The 19807-nt window shown below is 59.2% G+C and carries 19 protein-coding genes; all 19 read right to left on the bottom strand.

Going from position 1 to position 19807, the window contains the following annotated elements:
• Positions 1-2: 2 nt before the first annotated feature.
• Positions 3-1022: a flagellar motor switch protein FliG gene (fliG, locus tag QOM08_RS07805; protein ID WP_003199086.1), complete on the bottom strand. Its 1020-nt coding sequence runs from the start codon at positions 1020-1022 to the stop codon at positions 3-5.
• Positions 1015-2799, bottom strand: coding sequence for a flagellar basal-body MS-ring/collar protein FliF (gene fliF / locus QOM08_RS07800; RefSeq protein ID WP_047226247.1), 1785 nt, complete (start codon positions 2797-2799; stop codon positions 1015-1017). The genes fliG and fliF overlap by 8 nt, the downstream gene beginning before the upstream one ends.
• Before the next feature lie 15 nt (positions 2800-2814).
• Positions 2815-3141, bottom strand: coding sequence for a flagellar hook-basal body complex protein FliE (fliE, locus tag QOM08_RS07795; RefSeq protein WP_047226246.1), 327 nt, complete (start codon positions 3139-3141; stop codon positions 2815-2817).
• A 215-nt stretch (positions 3142-3356) separates the two neighbouring features.
• The gene (locus QOM08_RS07790; protein WP_047226245.1) at positions 3357-4745 is read right to left on the bottom strand and encodes a sigma-54-dependent transcriptional regulator; all 1389 of its coding nucleotides are present in this window, start codon (positions 4743-4745) and stop codon (positions 3357-3359) included.
• Between the two features lie 5 nt (positions 4746-4750).
• Entirely contained in the window at positions 4751-5959 is a 1209-nt protein-coding gene (locus tag QOM08_RS07785; RefSeq protein ID WP_316912779.1) for a sensor histidine kinase, read from the bottom strand.
• A gap of 111 nt (positions 5960-6070) precedes the next feature.
• Positions 6071-7546 (bottom strand): sigma-54 dependent transcriptional regulator, encoded by a 1476-nt coding sequence (locus QOM08_RS07780; RefSeq protein ID WP_047226243.1) that lies wholly within the window; start codon positions 7544-7546, stop codon positions 6071-6073.
• 169 nt (positions 7547-7715) lie between these two features.
• Positions 7716-8012, bottom strand: coding sequence for a hypothetical protein (locus tag QOM08_RS07775; protein WP_047226242.1), 297 nt, complete (start codon positions 8010-8012; stop codon positions 7716-7718).
• An 11-nt stretch (positions 8013-8023) separates the two neighbouring features.
• The gene (fliS, locus tag QOM08_RS07770; protein ID WP_107322130.1) at positions 8024-8419 is read right to left on the bottom strand and encodes a flagellar export chaperone FliS; all 396 of its coding nucleotides are present in this window, start codon (positions 8417-8419) and stop codon (positions 8024-8026) included.
• A gap of 134 nt (positions 8420-8553) precedes the next feature.
• Positions 8554-9990 carry a flagellar filament capping protein FliD gene (gene fliD / locus QOM08_RS07765; RefSeq protein ID WP_107322129.1) on the bottom strand — a complete coding sequence of 479 codons (1437 nt, stop codon included), beginning with the start codon at positions 9988-9990 and terminating at the stop codon, positions 8554-8556.
• Between the two features lie 81 nt (positions 9991-10071).
• Entirely contained in the window at positions 10072-10437 is a 366-nt protein-coding gene (locus QOM08_RS07760) for a flagellar protein FlaG (protein WP_047226239.1), read from the bottom strand.
• 72 nt (positions 10438-10509) lie between these two features.
• Complete coding sequence (locus QOM08_RS07755; RefSeq protein ID WP_047226238.1) at positions 10510-11361, bottom strand: flagellin domain-containing protein; 852 nt, start codon at positions 11359-11361, stop codon at positions 10510-10512.
• A 253-nt stretch (positions 11362-11614) separates the two neighbouring features.
• A complete protein-coding gene (locus QOM08_RS07750) occupies positions 11615-11884 on the bottom strand; it encodes a hypothetical protein (protein WP_316912778.1) in 270 nt (89 codons plus the stop codon).
• Positions 11881-13173: a motility associated factor glycosyltransferase family protein gene (locus QOM08_RS07745; RefSeq protein ID WP_316912777.1), complete on the bottom strand. Its 1293-nt coding sequence runs from the start codon at positions 13171-13173 to the stop codon at positions 11881-11883. Before QOM08_RS07745 ends, QOM08_RS07750 begins: the two co-directional genes overlap by 4 nt.
• Before the next feature lie 84 nt (positions 13174-13257).
• Positions 13258-14184, bottom strand: coding sequence for a ketoacyl-ACP synthase III (locus tag QOM08_RS07740; protein WP_047226235.1), 927 nt, complete (start codon positions 14182-14184; stop codon positions 13258-13260).
• 196 nt (positions 14185-14380) lie between these two features.
• Positions 14381-15433 carry a pseudaminic acid synthase gene (pseI, locus tag QOM08_RS07735; protein WP_316912776.1) on the bottom strand — a complete coding sequence of 351 codons (1053 nt, stop codon included), beginning with the start codon at positions 15431-15433 and terminating at the stop codon, positions 14381-14383.
• Positions 15426-16931 carry a UDP-2,4-diacetamido-2,4,6-trideoxy-beta-L-altropyranose hydrolase gene (gene pseG / locus QOM08_RS07730; RefSeq protein ID WP_316912775.1) on the bottom strand — a complete coding sequence of 502 codons (1506 nt, stop codon included), beginning with the start codon at positions 16929-16931 and terminating at the stop codon, positions 15426-15428. Before pseG ends, pseI begins: the two co-directional genes overlap by 8 nt.
• Positions 16928-17629 (bottom strand): pseudaminic acid cytidylyltransferase, encoded by a 702-nt coding sequence (gene pseF / locus QOM08_RS07725; protein ID WP_316912774.1) that lies wholly within the window; start codon positions 17627-17629, stop codon positions 16928-16930. Before pseF ends, pseG begins: the two co-directional genes overlap by 4 nt.
• 4 nt (positions 17630-17633) lie before the next feature.
• On the bottom strand, positions 17634-18794 hold the full coding sequence (pseC, locus tag QOM08_RS07720) for a UDP-4-amino-4,6-dideoxy-N-acetyl-beta-L-altrosamine transaminase (protein WP_316912773.1): 1161 nt from the start codon (positions 18792-18794) through the stop codon (positions 17634-17636).
• On the bottom strand, positions 18791-19792 hold the full coding sequence (gene pseB, locus QOM08_RS07715) for a UDP-N-acetylglucosamine 4,6-dehydratase (inverting) (protein ID WP_173407218.1): 1002 nt from the start codon (positions 19790-19792) through the stop codon (positions 18791-18793). The genes pseC and pseB overlap by 4 nt, the downstream gene beginning before the upstream one ends.
• Between the last annotated feature and the right edge of the window lie 15 nt (positions 19793-19807).

Here is a 19807-nt window from a genome sequence, read left to right as displayed (position 1 = left end):
CCTTAGATCATCTCTTCGCCGCCCTTGCCACCGAGCACGATCTCTCCGGCTTCGGCCATACGGCGGGCGATGGTGAGGATTTCCTTTTGTGCGGTTTCCACGTCGCTGACACGTACCGGGCCCTTGGCCTCGAGATCGTCGCGCAACAGTTCGGCCGCCCGTTTGGACATGTTCTTGAAGATCTTTTCCTTGACGCCTTCGTCCGACCCCTTGAGGGCCAGTACCAGGACGTCGGAGGACACTTCGCGCAACAGCGCCTGAATGCCGCGATCGTCGACATCGGACAGGTTGTTGAACACGAACATGAGGTCTTCGATCTGACCGGACAGGTCTTCGTCGAACTCGCGGATCGAGTCCATGAGCTGGCCTTCGATCGAACTGTCGAGGAAGTTCATGATGTCCGCCGCGCGCTTGATGCCACCCAGAGTGGTGCGCGAGGCATTGGAGTTACCCGAGAACTGCTTCTCGAGAATCTGGTTCAATTCTTTCAGGGCCGCCGGCTGCACGGTATTGAGCGACGATACCCGCAGGATGATGTCCAGGCGCACCTTATGATCGAAGTTGCCCAGCACTTCACCAGCCTGGTCCGGGTCGAGGTAAGCCACCACGATCGCCTGGATCTGCGGGTGCTCGTAACGAATCACGTCAGCCACCGCGCGCGGCTCCATCCACTTGAGGCTGTCCAGGCCGCTGGTATTGCCGCCCAGCAGAATCCGGTCGATCAGGCCATTGGCCTTGTCCTCGCCCAGGGCCTGGGTGAGCATTTTGCGCACGTAGTCGTCAGATCCGACGCCCAGGCTGGTCTGGTCGCCGACGATGTCGACGAACTCGCTCATCACCTGTTCAACCTGCTCACGGTGCACGTTGCCCATCTGCGCCATGGCCACGCCCACGCGCTGGACCTCCTTGGGCCCCATGTGACGCAACACTTGGGCGGCGTCGGTCGATCCCAGGGACAGCAGCAAAATCGCGGCTTTGTCGACCCGGGACAATTTGGCAACAGCGGCTCGATTATCACTCATCTGCGTTAATCCACTCTTTCACGACCTGGGCCACACGACCCGGATCTTCTGCCACCAGACTCTTGATAGCGTTCAACTGAGCGTCATAGCCTTCACTCGGACTTGGCAGCAGAATGCTCTGCGGCCCACCGAGGCTGACGCGATCATTGGCCAATTCGCCATCCAGGCCGCCCATGCCTCCCAGCTCTACATCACCCAAGCCAGCCAACTGCTTGTTCTTGCCGCCACCGGTAATGTTGTTGAGCACCGGACGCAGCACGCCGAACACCAGGATCAGGATGAACAGCACACCCAATACTTGCTTGACCACATCCCAGAACCAGGGTTGCGAATAAAATGGAATGTCGGCGATTTCTTCGCCGCGCTCCTGGGAGAACGGCACGTTGATCACGCTCACGCTGTCGCCACGGCTGGCGTCGAAACCGACCGCGTCCTGCACCAGGCGAGTGAACCGCGCCAGTTCGTCGGCACTCCACGGCGCACGGCTGGTTTCGCCATTGGCCGGGTTGATCTTGACCTGATCGTCCACCACCACCGCGACCGACAGGCGATTCAAACGGCCCTGCTGCTGCTTGGTGTGGCTGATGGAACGGTCGAGCTCGAAGTTCTTGGTCGATTGTTGGCGCTTGTCGGCCGGGTATGGCGCCAGCATCGGCTGACCGGTGGCCGGGTCCATGATCTGTTGGCCGTTGGCGTCGATCAGCGGCTGGCCCGGTTGCACCATGCCAGCGGCCGCAGTGGCACCACCGGTGGTCTGGGGCGCGCTGGCCGGCGACGGCGGTTGGTTGCTAAGCGCACCAGGCACGCCTTGCGGGCCATTGCTGGCGGTGCGTTGCTCGTTCACCGACTGTTCGCTGCGCAACGCCGGTTGATCAGGGTTGAACTGTTCGGACGTCGATTCGACGGAGCTGAAATCCACATCGGCCGACACCTCGGCCTTGTAGCGGTCGTTACCCAGGATCGGTTGCAGGATGTTGTGCACACGCTGAGTCAGCATGCCTTCCATGCGACGGCTGTAGTCGAATTGCTTGCCGGCCATGGTCAGAGCAGAGTTCTCCGCCTGATCGGACAACAGGTTGCCCTTCTGGTCGACCACGGTGATCTGGGACTTGCTCAACTCGGGAACACTGGTAGCCACCAGATTGACGATGGCCACGACCTGGCTGGGCTCTAAAGAACGACCGGAATACAGTTCAACCAGTACCGAGGCGCTTGGCTTGCGCTCATCGCGCACAAACACCGAGCTTTTTGGAATCGCCAGGTGCACACGGGCACCCTTGACGTTGTTCAGGCTGGCAATGGTGCGCGCCAATTCGCCTTCAAGGCCGCGACGATAACGGGTCGCCTCCATGAACTGGCTGGTACCCAGGCCCTGGTCCTTGTCGAGGATCTCGAAACCGATATTGCCATCGGTGGGCGTTACGCCAGCAGCGGCGAGCTTGAGGCGCGCGCGCGCCACGTCGTCGGCCTTGACCAGCAAGGCGCCGGAATTGGGTTCGACGGTATAAGGAATGTCGGCGGCAGCCAGGGTTTCCATGACTTGCTTGGCGTCCATGCCCTCCAGACTGCCGTACAAAGGACGGTAGTCTGGCTGCTGGGACCACAGCACCACGGCAAACCCGATCGCCACGCTGGCAGCCAGGCCGACCAACAGGCCCACCTGACGCAGCATGGTCATCTCGGAGAGGTTTTCCAGGAAGGACAGACCGAACAGCGGCGGTTTGCCGTCGGGCGGAGTGGCCTTGGCCGGAACGTTATCAGCGACTGCTTCTGCCATGACTCAATAATTTCCTTAGACCGGCATCTGCATGATGTCTTGGTAGGCTTGAACCAGCTTGTTACGAACCTGGGTCAACGCCTGAAACGAGACACTGGCTTTCTGCGAAGAGATCATCACGTCCGTCAGATCGACGCCACTTTTGCCAATCTCGAAAGCACTGGCCAACTGACTCGATGCCTGCTGGGTATCGTTCACTTTATTGACGGCCTGACCGAGCATGTCGGAAAAACTGCTGGCGCCCACTTCCGGGACCGCGACCGACTTAGGCTGTGCCATGGCGTCCATTTGCATGGCCCGCATGTCCAGCATCAACCGATTAAATTCAATACCTTGGCTCATGGTCTACTCTCTCTGGCGGCCCGCATTTTTTTGACACTTACTCAGCGGGTACACAGGTATTAGCAACAAGGGTGCCAGCTCCGTGACCGTAAAAAACAAATGCATGTGGGAGCGGGCTTGCTCGCGAAGGCGGTGGTTCAGTCAATGCAACGGCGACTGGTAAATCGCTTTCGCGAGCAAGCCCGCTCCCACCAGGGATATTCGGTGCACATCACTCAACTGGCGAACAGGTAGGCCTCGACGTCCATGCCGGCGTCACGCATTTGCGCCAGCTTGTAGCGCAGGGTGCGCGGGCTGATCCCCAGGCGCTCGGCCGCTTCCTTGCGACGCCCGCGCTCGGCGCGCAGGGTGTCGATGATCATCTGGAATTCGCGACGACGCAGGTCGTCCCCCAAAGCACCGGCCGATTCGCCCTCCACTTCCGCCGGAGGGGCGAACGCCGGGACCGCTGACACGGCCGGCAATGGCGCGCAGGCCACCGGACCGCTCAGGCAAAAATCTTCCGGCTGGATCAGACCGCCCTGCTGCAGAATCAATGCCCGCTGAATCGCGTTATCCAGCTCCCGTACGTTGCCAGGCCAAGGGTAGGCGATCAGAAACGCCTGTGCCTCGGGGGACAGCCTGGCTGCCGCATGCTTCATTTTATTGACGTGTTTGGTCAGCAGACGCTCGGCCAGCGGCAGGATATCGGCGGTGCGCTCGCGCAACGGTCGCCAGGCCAGCGGAAATACTGACAGACGGTAGTAAAGGTCTTCGCGAAAACGCCCTGCCGCCACTTCGCCAGCCAGGTCGCGGTTGGTGGTCGCCACCACGCGGATATCCAGGCTGATAGGCTTGCGCGCACCGACTCGCTCCACTTCCCGCTCCTGCAACACGCGCAACAGCTTGGCTTGCAGGCCAAGGGGCATTTCGGAAATTTCATCGAGCAGAATGGTGCCACCGTCAGCCTGCTCGAACTTGCCAGCCTGGGCCGAGATGGCGCCAGTAAACGAGCCCTTCTCGTGACCGAACAGCGTCGCCTCCAACATATTGTCGGGAATCGCCGCACAGTTGATGGCAATGAACGGTTCGCTGGCACGCCGGGATTGCTGGTGAATGTAGCGCGCCAGCACCTCCTTGCCGGTGCCGGATTCGCCGGAAATCAAAACAGTGGAGTCGCTGCGAGCCACCCGCGCGGCCAACGCCAGCAACTGCGCACTGGCCGGTTCGATCGCGACCGGGCCTTCACCCTCGACGGCAGGGCTGCCCAGGGCATGGCGGGCCACCAGGTCCAACAGCGCCTTGGGCTCGAACGGCTTGACCAGATAATCCGCAGCCCCCTGGCGCATGGCATCCACGGCGCGCTCGACGGCACCGTGGGCAGTCATCAGCAGGACCGGCAATTGAGGTTGGCGGGCGCGCAACAGACCAAGCAGCTGGTGCCCATCCATGCCCGGCATGTTGACGTCACTGACCACCAGGCCGAAGGTCTCTTGAGCCACGGCCAGCAAAGCATCTTCCGCCGAACCGACGGCGGTGTAATCGTGCCCGGCCAGCACCAGGGTATCGGCCAGCGCCTCACGCAGGGCCCGGTCATCCTCAACCAGTAACACCTTGATCGCCATGAACTTCACTCCACTCCCGGCGTACTGGAAAACAATGGCAAAAGCACCAGTGCACAGGTGCCACGCCCCAGACGCGAGCGCAGTTGCAATTCTCCCTGATGGGCACGCGCCACAGCCTTGACTACGGTCAGGCCCAAGCCCGTGCCTGTAGTCTTGGTGGTAAAAAAGGGTTCGCCCAAACGCGCCAGCACCGCTGGCTCGATGCCGCTACCACTGTCACTGACACACAAGCGCAAGGTGTTGCCCCGTGTGTACAAGTGCACTTTCAGCCGGACGTCGCCGCCGCTGGCCTGGACCGCGTTTTCGATCAGGTTCAACACTGCGCCCACCAGGGTGTCGCGATTACACAACACCTCGCCATCATAGCTGTCGCATTGCCAGCGAATTGGCAGGTCCTGCACGTGAGTCAATGCGGCGGCTTGCAAGGATTGCAGCAAGACCTTGGGGGTGACGCGATCGGTCAATGGCAACTCGCCACGAGCGAACACCAGCATGTCGCGCACCTGATGCTCCAGCTCGTGCAACCGCTCTTTCAAGCGCCCGGCGAAGCGTTGCTGGGTCTCCATCGGCAACTGCTGCTCGGTCAGATGACTGGCGTACAGCAAAGCAGCCGACAGCGGCGTACGAATCTGATGAGCCAGCGAGGCCACCATCCGCCCCAGGGAAGACAGACGCTCGTGGCGGGCCAGTTGATCTTGCAGGTGACGGGTTTCAGTCAGGTCATTGAGCAGCACCAATTGCCCGGGCTCGGCGTCCAGCGAACGAGTGGAGATGGACAGGCGCCGACCGTCCTTGAGCGACACTTCATGGCCGTCGTCTTCACGCGGGGCGAAGCAGCGGGCGATGACGTGCCGCCACAACTCGCCCTCCAATGGCAGGCCAAGCAGCTCGCAGGCCGCCGGATTGGCTTCGCGCACGCGACCATGGGCATCGATGACGATAACGCCACCGGGCAACAGGTCGAGGAGATTTTGCAGCCGATTGGCCAGCCGTTCCTTTTCCGCCAGTTCCTGCATGCGCTGGGCACTGACCACTGCCAGCTCGCCCTTGAGCTCAGTGACGCGAGCTTCGAGCAGGCTGTAGGAATCGGTCAACCGGCTGGACATCTGGTCGAACAGCGAAAAGGCCTGCTCAAGTCCAACCCGGCTTGCCTGTTCGGCGGACGGCATGATCCCCGGCTCGGGGACAGGGGAGATCTGGGCGGCTTGGGTCATCGTGCTCTCTCGCTTGGCTGACCGTCAGTTAAACGGAACGTTGCGAGGGATGTAGCAATACCCGTGCCGAAAAAAAACCGCCTGAAAAATCAGGCGGTTGGAAAACAGGCGTCAATCATCCGCCTGTTCATCTCCTTCGCGACGGCTCATGCCGTACTTGCGCATCTTCTCCACCAGGGTGGTACGACGGATGCGCAGGCGTTCGGCGGCGCGGGCCACGATACCGTTGGCATCGTCCAGAGCCTGCTGGATAAGGCCTTGTTCCAGGCCTCCCAGATAATCCTTGAGGTCAAGGCCTTCTGGTGGCAGCAAGGCATTGGCGGTGAAGTCCGGCGTATGGCCGTTGATCGCCACGCGCTCTTCCAGATCGCTGCGCAGGCTATCGACCATTTGCTCGTCTTCATCGTCGACATAACGGAATTTCTTCGGCAACTCGACCACGCCGATCACTCCGTAGGGATGCATGATCGCCATGCGCTCGACCAGATTGGCCAGCTCACGGACGTTACCCGGCCAACCGTGGCGGCACAGGGACATGATTGCCGCCGAGTTGAAACGGATCGAGCCGCGCTTCTCGTGCTCCATGCGCGAAATCAGTTCGTTCATCAGCAGCGGGATGTCTTCGACCCGCTCACGCAGCGGTGCCATTTCAATCGGGAAAACATTGAGGCGGTAATAGAGGTCTTCGCGGAAACTGCCCACCTCGATCATGCTCTCGAGGTTCTTGTGGGTCGCGGCGATGATTCGCACATCGACGCTCTGGGTCTTGTTGCTGCCCACGCGCTCGAAGGTGCGCTCCTGCAAGACTCGCAGCAACTTGACCTGCATCGGCAACGGCATATCACCGATTTCATCGAGAAACAGCGTGCCGCCGTTGGCCAACTCGAACCGCCCGGCCCGGCTGGTGATGGCGCCGGTGAAGGCGCCCTTCTCGTGTCCGAACAGTTCGCTCTCGAGCAACTCGGCCGGGATCGCACCGCAGTTGACCGGCACGAACGGCGCTTCGCGACGCTTGGAATGGTAGTGCAGGTTACGCGCAACCACTTCCTTACCGGTGCCCGACTCACCCAGGATCAACACGCTGGCGTCGGTATCGGCGACCTGCTGCATCATCTGGCGCACATGCTGGATCGCCCGACTGGTGCCAACAAGACTACGGAAAAGGTTGGGCTCGCGATGCCGGCCGCGCTCGCGCGCCTGGTCGTACATCTCGCGATAAACCTGGGCGCGGTGCAGCGAATCGAGCAACTTGCTGTAGCTGGGAGGCATTTCCAAGGTGGAAAGTACCCGGCGGCGCTGGTCCTCAGGCAAGTCAACGGAAGAATTTTCGCCCATTAACAAAACCGGAAGGAACTCATCCCAGGTTGAGAGTGTCTTTAGCAAGCCCAAAAGCGTTGCGGGTGCATTTACGGTTCCGATCAGAACGCAAATGACCTCACGACTGGACGACAAAGAGCCGACGGCCTGCTGCCAGTCATGGCTTCCGCAGGGTAAATTTTCTTCACCAAGAAAATTTAGGATCACCGCCAAATCGCGGCGGCGGACGCTATCGTCATCGATCAGGAGAATTTTGGTTTCACGCCACATGCAATAGCAACTTCCCTAGTCAACTCAATGCCCGGAATTTGGGGGCAAGCTAGACGCTTGCAGACTTGTCATGCCTGTAGACGCCTGAAATCTGTAAACAGCCACTAGTTAAGTCAAAAAACCGTGCACAGTCAAATTTATGGCGCACTTTGTTCGGATTAACTGAGCGTTAACCGAACAGATGGTAAACCTTTGCCGCGTTCTGCGCTTGATGGATCTGCGACATCTCGTCGACAATCGCCTGACGCTCGCCAGTGGCCGCCTCCAGCAGCTGCCGATAGACCCCCAGCAACTCCTCAAGATTGCTCCGCAACGCCGCCTCGTCTACCTCAGGCTCGCTCAGAACGTCTTCCATGCAGGAACGGCAAGCCAGGTCCAATTGACCGATTGCCTCCCAGTTGCGCTCGGCCAGGGCACCGACCAGGGCATCACGGGTTTGTTCGATTCGCTGCAAGACAAGACTCATGAGCGTGCTCCTTAGAATTGCGGACCCGGTACGGCGATGGCATCCCAACCTTCCTTGACCGTGCTCAGCAGATCGGCGACTTCGTCGAGGATCTTCGGATCAGTCTTGGCGTTGGCTTCGGCAAGGCGCTTCATCATGTAGGTATAGAGGCTATCCAGCTCGGTGACCGACGCGGCCTGGTTTTCCAGGTCCAGGCCTTCACGCAAACCGCCAATGATGCCGATGGCCTTACTGATCAGTACGCCTTTATTGGCGATATCCTTGCGCTCCATCGCACCCTTGGCCTGGGCAATGCGGTCCAGCCCGCCCTCCATCAGCATCTGCACCAGACGATGGGGACTTGCTTCGGAGGTTTGCGCCTGGGCGCCAATCTTCTGGTATTGGCGAAGGGCTAACATCGGATTCATGTTCTACCTCATCAAAAAAAAACTTCGGTTCGTATAAACAGCGTATCGACGCCGCGTCAAAAAACTTTAGATCGAAAAAGCCGAAAGCCCGGAGCGTCCTGAGACGCTACCGGGCTTTTGTGTATCGACCAGAATCAGCTGTTTTTCTGCTGTGCCGTCATGGCTTCGAACATCGAGGTGATGTTACTGGCAGTGGCTTTCAGCCTGCCCACCAGGGTATCCATGTCGTTGTACTTTTTGGTCAGCACCGCGGTGAGGGTCTCGATTCGGCGATCAAGGGCCAACTGATCTTCGCTCAGTTTCGCCTTGAGAACTTCCAGGTTCTTGGATCGAGCCGTCAGGATGTTATCCACGGTCTTCCCGTTGGAGTCCTTCTTACTGGTCTCCGTGTAGGGATTGAGTGCATTCTGCATGCGCTCGATCAGGCCATTCTCCCCAGTGAACAGGGTCTGGATTTCCCCACCCAATTGCTTTTCGTTCACAGCGGTTGCGAACTTTGTACTGTCAAAATCCAGGGCACCAGTCGTCTGATTGGTGGTAATTCCCAGCTGCGACAACACGGTCAGCTTATCGCCAGCACCGGTTTCGGACAAAGGCGCGCGAATAGCCGCCAAAAGCGAACGAGGCAATGAGTCGCCGGTCAATGCTGCCGGAACCGAGTTACCTTCGGCATCTGTCGATGGCTTGGTCAGGGAAGTCACGGCCTTCGCGATCGCGTTATAAGCATCGACAAATTTCTGGATCGAAGCTTTCAGACCGTCGGTATTGGCAGCAACGGTGACGGTCGTCGGGCCGGTATCGGCAACGACTAACGTCATACTCAAGCCTGAGACCACGTTATCCAACTTGTTGGTCGGACTGGTCATCGCCAGGCCGTCGACGCTGAACTCGGCATCCTGTGCGAACACCAGAGAACCTGAAGAAGTCGCGGTGGGGGGGGTAGCCATCGCTACAGAGCCGTCAGCCGCAAGACTGGCAACACCGCTGAGGGAAATATCGTTACCCGCACCAGTTTTAGTCGAGCCCACCACAAGACGTGAACCAAAACTGTCGGTCACGATGTTGGCGGTCAGACCGCTGGAGGAGTATTTGCTGTTGATAGCGTCCCGAACCGACTGCAGCGTCGAATCAGCAGGGATATCAAGGGTGTAATCCGTACCGCCCTGGCTGATGGTCAGCGTACCGGTCTCCACCGCACTGGAAGCGCCACCGGCGAAAGCAGCCGTGGCAACTTTTGAGGAGGTTGCCAGCTGAGTGACTTTGACCGAGTAGATACCACTTACCGCCGAATTCCCGGCTGTCACCGTCAGCGCACTGGTATTGGCCGAAGTAGCGGAAACACCGGTGAATTGAGGCGTGGTGGTGCTGCCCAGGCTTTCAAGCGCGGACTGGAAGGTAGCCAACAGTGACTTCAGGGTGCCGATCCCCGAAATATTGGCGGTATTGGTCTTGGTGGCACGGTCAATCTGACCTTGCTTGGCTGCTTTGTCAGAATCCACCAATGCCTTGACGATAGCACCGGTATCAAGGCCAGAGCCTAAACCCAAGCCAGGTAGAATTGGACTTGCCATGTGGGACTCCCTTCAGTGTGCCGCCGGTCTTTTGACCTTTAAAACGTCAAAAGAACCAAACAACAAAATTCGTGCCAGCTATCAGGCTTGTGCGCTGAACAACAGGCTGCTTGCATCATTCAAACTGTTCGCCAGTTTGAGCACTTCTTCGTTAGGGATCTGGCGAATCACTTCACCGGAACCACTGGCAATCACTTTGACGACCACTTTGCCTGAAGGCTCATCGATTGAGAACTCCAGGTTGCGCTTGACCGACTGAACAAAGGTTTCGATCTCCTGAACCGCTCTCTTCAGCTTTTCCTGCTCGGCCTCAGCGTCTTTTGGCTCATCCTTGACCGGTACCACGGTGGCAGCATCGGCTCGAGGCTTCTCCACTGGCTTGTCGGCAAATGTCGTCGCCGGCTTCGCAGCTGGATAAGACAAGTTCAGCTTCACGCTCATATCCATGTCCATCACCTCTTGAACGGAAAAAGCGAGAGAGTACGCAAGCGCACTCCCCCGCTAAAACTCATCCGACTATTACTGAAGCAGCTTCAGTACAGCGGATGGCAGTTGGTTGGCCTGGGCCAGAACCGAAGTGGAAGCCTGTTGCAGAGTCTGCTGCTTGGTCAGCTGGGCAGTTTCAGCAGCGAAGTCGGTGTCTTGTACACGACCCAGTGCAGCGGCGGCGTTTTCGTTGACGTTCTGCAGGTTGGAGATGGTGCTGGTCAGACGGTTTTGTGCAGCACCGAGGTCAGCACGGCTGGAGTTGATGGTTGCCAGAGCAGCGTCGATTGCATCGATTGCAGCAGCGGTGCTGGCTTCGGCCGTGGCGCTGTCGTTACCGGTAATGGCGATGGCAGCAGAGTCAACGCTCAAGGTTGCAGCGTCGAAGCCGCTATCCAGGGTCAGAGTGATCTGGTTGGTAGCACCAGTGTTGGAGCCGACCTGGAAAGTCATGGTGCCAGCGGAACCGTCGATCAGGTTCTTGCCGTTCAGGTTGGTCGACTCGGCGATACGGGTCAGTTCGTCCGACATCTGAGCAAATTCTTTGTTCAGAGCGTCACGGTCAGCAGTACCGTTGGAGTCGTTTCGAGCCTGGACAGCCAGTTCACGCATACGCTGCAGGATGTTGGTGGATTCCTGCAGAGCGCCTTCAGCGGTCTGAGCGATGGAGATACCGTCGTTGGCGTTTTTGATCGCAACAGTCTGACCGCGGATTTGCGAAGTCATACGGGTAGCGATCTGCAGGCCGGCGGCGTCATCTTTGGCGCTGTTGATTTTCAGGCCGGAAGACAGACGGGTCATCGAAGTGGAGAGAGCATCGGAAGCCCGGTTCAGGTTCTTCTGAACGTTCAACGATGTGACGTTGGTGTTTACTGTTAAAGCCATGACGAATTCCTCGTTGGTTGGGTACTGCGGCTTCCGGCCCTGGCAACCGCCGGGTGTGGCCTAGAGAACCTTCGTAATAGTTATCGTCGTAATCGGAACTTGCTTTAGCTGTTTTTTCAAATAATTTGCCATCAGGGTGCCACCCCTCCTAAATCAAGGACTTGGCAGTGCTCAGAAGGTAAAAAAGTGACGTCAGGGAAATGCCGGAGCCGCCATTCGTCCAGACAGCGATCCTAGCGGAGGGGAAAAAGACTTAAACCGCCTGACCAGCGGTCAATAGCTCAACCAACTCGAACTCCAGATAGTCCGCCAGCGAAAGCCAGTTCTGAGCCTGCTGATCGTTGAACATCAAGCCAAGCAAACCGCCCCACGATGACTGGACATCGCCTGGCATAAGCTCGACAAAAGGCTGGGCCGCCTCGACCACTGCAACCATCGCCAGCCCCGCCTCGACATCGCGGCCAAGACGAAACAGCCGAGCACACCTGCGCGCGTCTTCGATGACCACCTCAAGGCCGCTCATCGCACAAACTCCGGATGAAAAGCAGTACCCACGATCATCGCTCCATCTCGACTGCTGTTATAAAAGCGCACCTGAGGGTGCTTGGCGACAAATCGCTCCAGCTCACACAAATAGCTACGGAAGTTGAGCTGAGTCTTGACCCGCCGGCCATGGCCATCAAGCACCCAGTGCCTGGATGCGTCCAACTGAGGCCCCAGGTCGCCGTCGCCCCAACCCGCATGGGTCTTGTCATGGGGAAAAGCGAAATCGGCTCCGAACAAAGTGACCTGCGTCGCACCCATCCTGACGGCCAGGTCCACGGCCGGATGAATCACGCTGCCACCTACGTACAGCTCGCCCCGAGGCAGTTGCTGGCGCATTTGATGATAGACAGGGCTGGCGGAATAACCGGCATAACGGCGACCCTGCCAGGCTTCAATCACCGATGGATCCGCCATTGGCAGGTAAACCAGGGCAATGTCGCCGGTGTCTTCGGGCGGAAGGTGGCGCGCCGAAATGCGTTGATCAATGCTGACCACGATATCCGGTCGGATGCCTTGGGTGATCAAGGGCCGATAGGCCGTATCGACACAGATCAACAGCGGCCGCTCGGCTTGGCTATTCAAGCCGCGCAGCCTCTCGAAATGTTGCTCAAGGCTGGGACCGGTGGCAACGACGAACGCCTCACGCCCCTTGAACGCGCCGAACAGCTCGGCAACATCGCGGTCGTCCCGCACGAGATTGAATGTCGATTGCAGCCGCTCGACGATCTCGGGGGCTTGGGGATCGAACTCCCGATTAGTGAAGTCCAGATGAATTTCGCTGATCAGGCGATCACGAATCTTGGCACTGTAATCATCGGCCAGTACGAGCTCGGTGGGGAGCGCGAAGAATGGCAACTGGATTTCCGCCAGATCGCCCGCGTAGAGCAACACCACCCTGGAATCGGCAAGCCATGGCATCTGATCCAGTACCTGCAGTACCAGGGAAAACACCGCGCCGTTGAGAACATGAACATACAACCGCTCGAGCCCTGCCCGCTCCAGCAAGCGGTTTTGCAGGTCGCCCAACCCGGTGCCGTAGACATGCACCATGGTGGCGTCCTGCGGCAGACTGGTCGCTTGCAGTTCAGCTTCGGCGAGACGGTCATGCCGACTGGTCAGTTGGATGCCGTTGATGCTCAGGGTCGAACCCAGGCCCTCCACCAGATCGGCCTGCAACTCACCGGCATTCTCCAGCAGCAACCGCTGGGCCACGGCCGGCCAGCGTTGCTCGATCACCTGGAAATTGCGCTCAAAGAACTCGCTCATGGCGTCTCGCTTTTCCATCAGGCAAAAAAATAGCGTTCAAGGTTACACCTTGGACGCTATTTTTTGTGCTCGGGCATTAACGGCTCAAGGACGATAAATGATCGCCGACCCCCAGGACAGGCCCACGCCAAAACCACTTAACGCCACGCGTTTCCAGTCGGAATCGAGCACGTGCTTTTCCAGCAGCAATGGAATGCTCGACGACACGGTGTTCCCGGTCTCGACCATATCCTTGATGAACTTCTCCGGCTCGCCTTCGAAACGCCGCGCCACCGCATCGACAATCGCCGCACTGCCCTGGTGAATGCAGAACGCATCGATGTCGCTGGCTTGCAGATCGGAATCGGCGAGCAACTCATGCAAATGAGCCGGAACCTTGATCAAGGCGAAATTGAACACTTGGCGACCGTTCATGAAGAACACCCCGTCGCTGACCTTCAGGTGCGGCGCACCGGAACCGTCGGTGCCGAACTTGGCCTTGCCCAGGTGCCACGGTGCATCCTCGCCCATCCAGGTAGCGGTAGCGGCGTCGCCAAACAACATCGTGGTGTTGCGATCTTCTGGATCAACGATTTTCGAATACGGGTCCGCCGTTATCAGCAGGCCATTCTTCAGGCCGGCGGCTTCCATGAAGCCCTTGATGGCGTAGATGCCATAGACATAACCCGAGCAGCCCAGGGAAATATCAAACGCCGCCACGGTGGTCGGCAAACCGAGCTTGTCCTGAACGATGGCCGCCGTATGAGGCAAGCCTTCTTCGTCGCCGTTCTGGGTAACGACGATCAGTACATCGACAGATTCGCGCTTCAGGCCGGGATTGTTGGCAAACAGCGCATTGGCCGCTTCTACACACAGGTCCGAGGTTTCCTGCCCGTCATCCTTGCGCGGCAAGAAGGCGGAACCGATCTTGCCCAGGATGAATTCTTCATCCTTGTCGAACTTCGCACCTTGTGCGTAATTATCCACGCCGGCTACAGGAACGTAGCTCGCAATGCCTTTTATGCCAATCATTACGGCTTCCCAATTAAAAACAGCCCAATACCACCGCTCGCAAGGATTCGAGGGGCGCCGACAAACGGGAAGTGTAAAGGGCTATCACTGGGCCTGATAAGGGCCAGGCGCCATCTTCCCGGTCAATACAATACAGTGAAGATGCGCGTTATGACTCACAGGTCACGCGATTTTACTGATTAGCTCGATCACAAAGCTATTCAACCAGTGCCCAGGCCAGGGGTGTACCCCGCGCGATCGCCTGGCGCGCGTGCCGGCCCATCACGGCGTCCGCATGCTTGGGAGCCAGTCCCAGGCCCGGGCGGATGGCCCGCAGGTTCTGCGGTGTAAACGCATCACCAGGGTTCATGTCTTGCGTCACGTACAGCGAACGACGATAGACCAGCGACTTGCGCTCAGCCTCCGTCACGCCATAGTGCACCTGCCCAAGCGCCTGCCAGGCGCGCTCGGTTTCGATCACCAGCGCCGCGAGTTCCGCCGGTTCCAGCGAGAAACTGGCGTCCACTCCGCCGGCGGCGCGGTCAAGAGTGAAATGTTTTTCCACCACGGTCGCGCCCAACGCCACGGCGGCGACAGACACCCCGACGCCCATGGAATGGTCCGACAAGCCCACCTCACAGCCGAACAATTCTCGCAAATGAGCAATGGTGCGCACGTTGCTGTTGGCCGGCGTGGCTGGATAGGTGCTGGTGCATTTGAGCAGCACCAGATCCTTGCAGCCGGCTTGGCGGGCGGCACGCACGGTTTCGTCGAGTTCTGCGATGCTGGCCATGCCGGTGGAAATGATCAACGGCTTGCCGGTGGCGGCGACCCGACGGATCAGCGGCAGGTCCGTGTTTTCGAAACTGGCGATCTTGTAGGCCGGCACCTCCAGACTCTCGAGGAAATCCACGGCTGTCTCGTCAAACGGCGTCGAGAACGCCAGCATGCCCAGCGCCTTGGCCCGGGCGAAAATTGGCGCATGCCATTCCCACGGTGTATGAGCCTTTTCGTACAAGTCATAAAGCGAGGTCCCGGCCCACAAACTATTGGGGTCCTTGATAAAGAACTCACCTTCGCTCAAATCCAGCGTCATGGTATCGGCGGTGTAGGTTTGAAGCTTCAAGGCGTGGGCACCGGCCCGGGCGGCGGCCTCGACGATCTGCAACGCCACCTCCAGGGACTGGTTATGGTTGCCGCTCATTTCGGCTATGATGAACGGTGGCACCTGCGACCCGATGCTGCGGTGGCCGATCTTGAAACTACTCATGGGGGTGATCCTTCAATACACGCGTAAACACGCAGGTACTTTGAATAAAACCGGCCTGCCGAAACAGGTTCAGGGATGCTTGATTACCGGGCAGTATTTGCGCGGTGAGAGTCCGCAGTTGAGGCCAATGGGCGCTGGCAAAGGCTTCGCCATGGGCCAGCAGCGCCCTGCCCCACCCCAGCCCCAGGCGACTTTCGAACAGATAAATCGACACCAGCGCCTCGGTGCCTTGCAAGTCATAACGTAACGCGCCCACGGGCCCGTCCGTGGTTTCACCGATCAGCAACAGGCGCTGTGCGTTCACCAGGCTTGCTTGCAGCCATTGGCAATGGCCGTCCCAGTCAATGATCGACGTATCCAGCGATACGCGGCGCACGGCCTCGGCGTTACGTCCGTCAAAAAGCAGCCGGGCGTCGGCTTGCGTGGCCGGGCGAATCCGCAGCAAAGCACCGGCCAGCGTCGCTGCGACCCTTTTTGCGCCCAAGCCATCGACCAATTGCCGTGAGCGCTGGGCCAAACTACAGCGCATGCCGTGATTGTCCGCAACGAACCCGATGGCTTGGCGCAACTGCTCGATGCTGACCGTCTCCCGAGGTCCGAGATAAACGTGTGCGCCGAACGTCGCCATCACCTCGCCATTGGCCTGCTGATTGTTCGACACCGCAATGCAAATCGTAGGCAGGCCCATGGCGGCGCGCTCCCAACTGGTACCTCCACCGGCGCCGACGAACAGGTCCGCCTCGAACATGAGCTGATGAAAGTTGCGCACGAAACTGTGCAACCGCCAGCGCGGCCGAGTCGCCACCATCGCCTGCATCTGAGCCCAGGCCGGGTTGTCGGCACCGGCGACAAAATCGACGTCAAGATCATCAAAATCCGCCAGCGCTTGCATGGCGTGATGGGTTTGCATCGCGGCATCAAACCCGCCGAAGTTGACCAGTACCCGTCTGACATTGGGTTTTGGCTCAATCGCCCGACCACAAAACTCATCACGTAACAACGCGTACCGCGGCCCGAGCAGTGTCTGGCAGTGCTCGGGTAATAGCCCTGCGTACGCGTCCCGGGTGCCGGACAGGTTCTGATTGAGCAGTAGATCGACGCTATAGGTGCGTGTTGCCAGGTCGTCCAGGGCCATGATCCGGGGCGCAAAGCGCCGTGCGGCGGTTTGCCAATGATGGTCCAGGCCATAATGGTCGACGATGATCCAGTCGAAACGCTGCTGAGCGCGCAAGGCCTGTTCCAACGCAGTGATATCCGCCTGCCAGGGCAGCAACGACTCGATCGCCTGCAGCGGGTCCTCGCCGGGATAAAGATCCGGCAAGGCAAATGTTTCGAAGCCCTCGGTTTCTAGTGCCTGTAATCGATGCCCTGACAGCGAGCGACAGGCAAACGCGACGTGTGCCCCCTGCCCGCGCAGCACGCGAGCCAGCGTCAGGCAGCGAGCAATGTGCCCGCTGCCAATGGTTGGCGAGGCGTCCGCGCGAATCAGCACCCTCATTGCAGTTCCCCGCCTGCTTTCAAGGCGGCGTAGAGGTATTCGGCCCGCTTCCAGTCTTCAGGGGTATCGATGTCCTGCACCAGATGGCGGGGCAGGATCACCGGCAGGCTGTTGGGGGAAAACAGCACGTCACCCCGCAACCAGGCCTCCCGACGCCCCCAATAAAACTGGCCGGCATCCTGGAAAGCTTCCTGCAGGTCCTGAGAGCGAGTGTCGCGAAACTGCGGATAAAGCGGGGTCAGCGCGCCCTGCTCATCCAGGGTCAAGGCCCGTTGTACGGGAAAACCAAAACCGGTCACTGAAAACGCGAACGACTTGTCGGGGTGCTCGCGTAACAACTCAAATCCCTCACGCAGGAACCGCGCCTGCAACAGCGGCGCGGTGGCATAGATACAACAGGCGAAATCGAACGACCGCTCGCGCAACTCGCCCACCGCATGGGCGATCACCACTGCCGTCCCGGTGAAATCATCAGCCAGCGCGCCCGGACGCATGAACGGTACCCGCGCGCCATGAACCTGCGCTAGCTCGGCGATTTCTTCGTCGTCGGTGCTGACAATCACCTCATCGAACAGCCGCGAGGCCAGGGCCGTGCGAATCGAGTGGACAATAATCGGCACGTCAGCGAACAGCTTCAAGTTCTTGCGAGCGATCCGCTTGCTGCCGCCCCGGGCGGGAATGATCGCGATGGCGTTCACCTCGTTACTCCTCAAGCAATCGGCGCAGTTGCTCGACCACATAGTCCTGCTGTTCATCACTGAGGGAAGGAAACATGGGCAAGCTGATGGCTTCGCTGTAATAACGTTCGGCCTGGGGAAAATCACCTGTGGCGAATCCCAGGTCACGGTAATAAGGTTGCAAATGAACCGGAATGTAATGCAGGTTTACGCCAATCCCGGCCGCGCGCAAGCCCTCGAATACCTGAAGGTGGCTGAGGGTGATGCCGTCAAGTTGCAGGCGCACCACATACAAATGCCAGGCCGATTCCGCCTCGGGCTGTAAGCCGGGCAAGGTCAATGGCAAACCGCCCAGCAAACGACGGTATCGCGCTGCCAGCTCACGGCGCCGTGCGATAAACCCATCCAGCTTGTTCAACTGCGAGAGCCCCAGCGCGGCCTGCAGGTCTGTCATGCGGTAATTGAAACCCAACTCGACTTGCTGGTAATACCACGGCCCATGGCTGGGCTCGGTCATTTGGCCGGCCTCGCGGGTCATTCCGTGGCTGCGCAGGCGTTGCAGGCGCTGTGCCAGGTCCGGGCGATTGGTCAGGACCATGCCGCCTTCGGCGCTGGTGATGATTTTCACTGGGTGAAAACTGAACACGGTCATGTCCGCGAACTCGCCACAGCCCACCGGTCGACCCGCATAAGACGCACCCACGGCATGGGAAGCATCCTCGATCACTGTGAAACCGTATCGCTCCGATAGCTGGCCGATTCTGCGCATGTCACAGCTTTGCCCCGAGAACGCCACCGCTACCAACACCTTGGGCAGCGCCCCATCGCGCTCGGCCTCTTCAAGTTTTGTGGTAAGGGCATCGGCATCGAGATTCCAGGTCAGCGGATCGATATCGACAAAATCGACCTGCGCACCGCAATAACGCCCGCAGTTGGCCGAGGCCAAGAAGGTATTGGGGGTGGTCCATAAACGATCACCTGGCCCCAGCCCCGCCGCCACGCAGGCAATGTGCAGCGCAGCGGTCGCATTGCACACCGCCACGGCGTGATCGGCCTGGCAACGAAGGGCCATGGCCTGTTCGAAACGCTCAAGCGCCGGCCCCTGGGTCAGCCAATCGGAGCGCAATACCGCGACCACCGCATCGATGTCAGCTTGATCGAGGCTTTGCCGCCCGTAGGGAATCATGTCGGCAACCGGGCATGAAGGTCGGCAATCTGATCCACCGACAAAAAGTGCGGATTGGTGTCGGAGCGATATTCAAAGTCCTCCGCCACAGGCTTGCCGCACTCCCCCAGATTGTCCAGCGCGAAATCCACATCCACGCTGGTGAAGCGAATCGACGGCTGGATGGTGTAGTGATCGGCAAACTCGATGGTCATGCGCGCGTCATCGAGCGGCACCATTAGCTCATGGAGTTTTTCGCCAGGACGAATTCCAACGTTCTTGTGAGGCAAATGCCCAGCCATGCCCAACGCCAGATCGACGATACGAATCGACGGAATCTTTGGCACGAATACTTCACCGCCGTGCATGCGGGCAAAGCTGTCGAGCACAAACTGCACGCCGTGGTCGAGGGTGATCCAGAAGCGGGTCATGCGTTCATCGGTAATCGGCAGCTGCGTCGCACCCTCTGCGATCAACTTGCTGAAGAACGGCACCACCGAGCCTCGCGAACCGGCGACATTGCCATAGCGCACCACGGCGAACCGGGTCTGCTGTTCACCCGCGATATTGTTGGCCGCCACGAACAGTTTGTCCGACAGCAACTTGGTCGCGCCGTACAGGTTGATTGGACTGGCCGCTTTGTCGGTGGACAGCGCAACAACTTTTTTCACACCGTTATCGATGGCCGCCGCAATGATGTTCTCGGCGCCATTGACGTTGGTGCGAATGCATTCGGTGGGATTGTATTCCGCCGCCGGCACCTGTTTGAGGGCGGCCGCGTGCACCACGTAGTCAATCCCACGCATAGCCTGGCGCAAACGGTCGGCGTCACGCACGTCCCCCAAGAAATAACGCATGCACGGGGCATTGAAGGTTTGTTGCATCTCGTACTGCTTGAGTTCGTCACGAGAAAACACCACCACCCGCTTGGGCTGGTACTGCTCCAGCAACCGGCGGATGAAATTGCGCCCGAACGAACCGGTGCCGCCTGAGATGAAAATCGATTTGCCGTTGAACATACCTGATTCCTTTTG

Source organism: Pseudomonas sp. P105, from assembly GCF_032614175.1.
Classification (GTDB): Bacteria; Pseudomonadota; Gammaproteobacteria; order Pseudomonadales; family Pseudomonadaceae; genus Aquipseudomonas; species Aquipseudomonas rhizophila.
Note: the sequence above shows the minus strand (reverse complement) of the source record. Positions and strands in the feature narration are given on the sequence as shown.

Excerpts from the sequence above, each read along its gene's own strand:
- QOM08_RS07780 (WP_047226243.1), bottom strand. The coding sequence starts at position 7,546 with ATGTGGCGTGAAACCAAAATTCTCCTGATCGATGACGATAGCGTCCGC.
- fliD (WP_107322129.1), bottom strand. The coding sequence starts at position 9,990 with ATGGCAAGTCCAATTCTACCTGGCTTGGGTTTAGGCTCTGGCCTTGAT.
- pseB (WP_173407218.1), bottom strand. The coding sequence starts at position 19,792 with ATGTTCAACGGCAAATCGATTTTCATCTCAGGCGGCACCGGTTCGTTC.
- fliF (WP_047226247.1), bottom strand. The coding sequence starts at position 2,799 with ATGGCAGAAGCAGTCGCTGATAACGTTCCGGCCAAGGCCACTCCGCCC.
- QOM08_RS07750 (WP_316912778.1), bottom strand. The coding sequence starts at position 11,884 with ATGAGCGGCCTTGAGGTGGTCATCGAAGACGCGCGCAGGTGTGCTCGG.
- pseI (WP_316912776.1), bottom strand. The coding sequence starts at position 15,433 with ATGAGTAGTTTCAAGATCGGCCACCGCAGCATCGGGTCGCAGGTGCCA.
- QOM08_RS07785 (WP_316912779.1), bottom strand. The coding sequence starts at position 5,959 with ATGACCCAAGCCGCCCAGATCTCCCCTGTCCCCGAGCCGGGGATCATG.
- pseG (WP_316912775.1), bottom strand. The coding sequence starts at position 16,931 with ATGAGGGTGCTGATTCGCGCGGACGCCTCGCCAACCATTGGCAGCGGG.
- QOM08_RS07740 (WP_047226235.1), bottom strand. The coding sequence starts at position 14,184 with ATGATTGGCATAAAAGGCATTGCGAGCTACGTTCCTGTAGCCGGCGTG.
- fliG (WP_003199086.1), bottom strand. The coding sequence starts at position 1,022 with ATGAGTGATAATCGAGCCGCTGTTGCCAAATTGTCCCGGGTCGACAAA.
- fliE (WP_047226246.1), bottom strand. The coding sequence starts at position 3,141 with ATGAGCCAAGGTATTGAATTTAATCGGTTGATGCTGGACATGCGGGCC.
- QOM08_RS07790 (WP_047226245.1), bottom strand. The coding sequence starts at position 4,745 with ATGGCGATCAAGGTGTTACTGGTTGAGGATGACCGGGCCCTGCGTGAG.
- QOM08_RS07745 (WP_316912777.1), bottom strand. The coding sequence starts at position 13,173 with ATGAGCGAGTTCTTTGAGCGCAATTTCCAGGTGATCGAGCAACGCTGG.
- QOM08_RS07755 (WP_047226238.1), bottom strand. The coding sequence starts at position 11,361 with ATGGCTTTAACAGTAAACACCAACGTCACATCGTTGAACGTTCAGAAG.
- fliS (WP_107322130.1), bottom strand. The coding sequence starts at position 8,419 with ATGAATCCGATGTTAGCCCTTCGCCAATACCAGAAGATTGGCGCCCAG.
- QOM08_RS07760 (WP_047226239.1), bottom strand. The coding sequence starts at position 10,437 with ATGGATATGAGCGTGAAGCTGAACTTGTCTTATCCAGCTGCGAAGCCG.
- pseC (WP_316912773.1), bottom strand. The coding sequence starts at position 18,794 with ATGATTCCCTACGGGCGGCAAAGCCTCGATCAAGCTGACATCGATGCG.
- QOM08_RS07775 (WP_047226242.1), bottom strand. The coding sequence starts at position 8,012 with ATGAGTCTTGTCTTGCAGCGAATCGAACAAACCCGTGATGCCCTGGTC.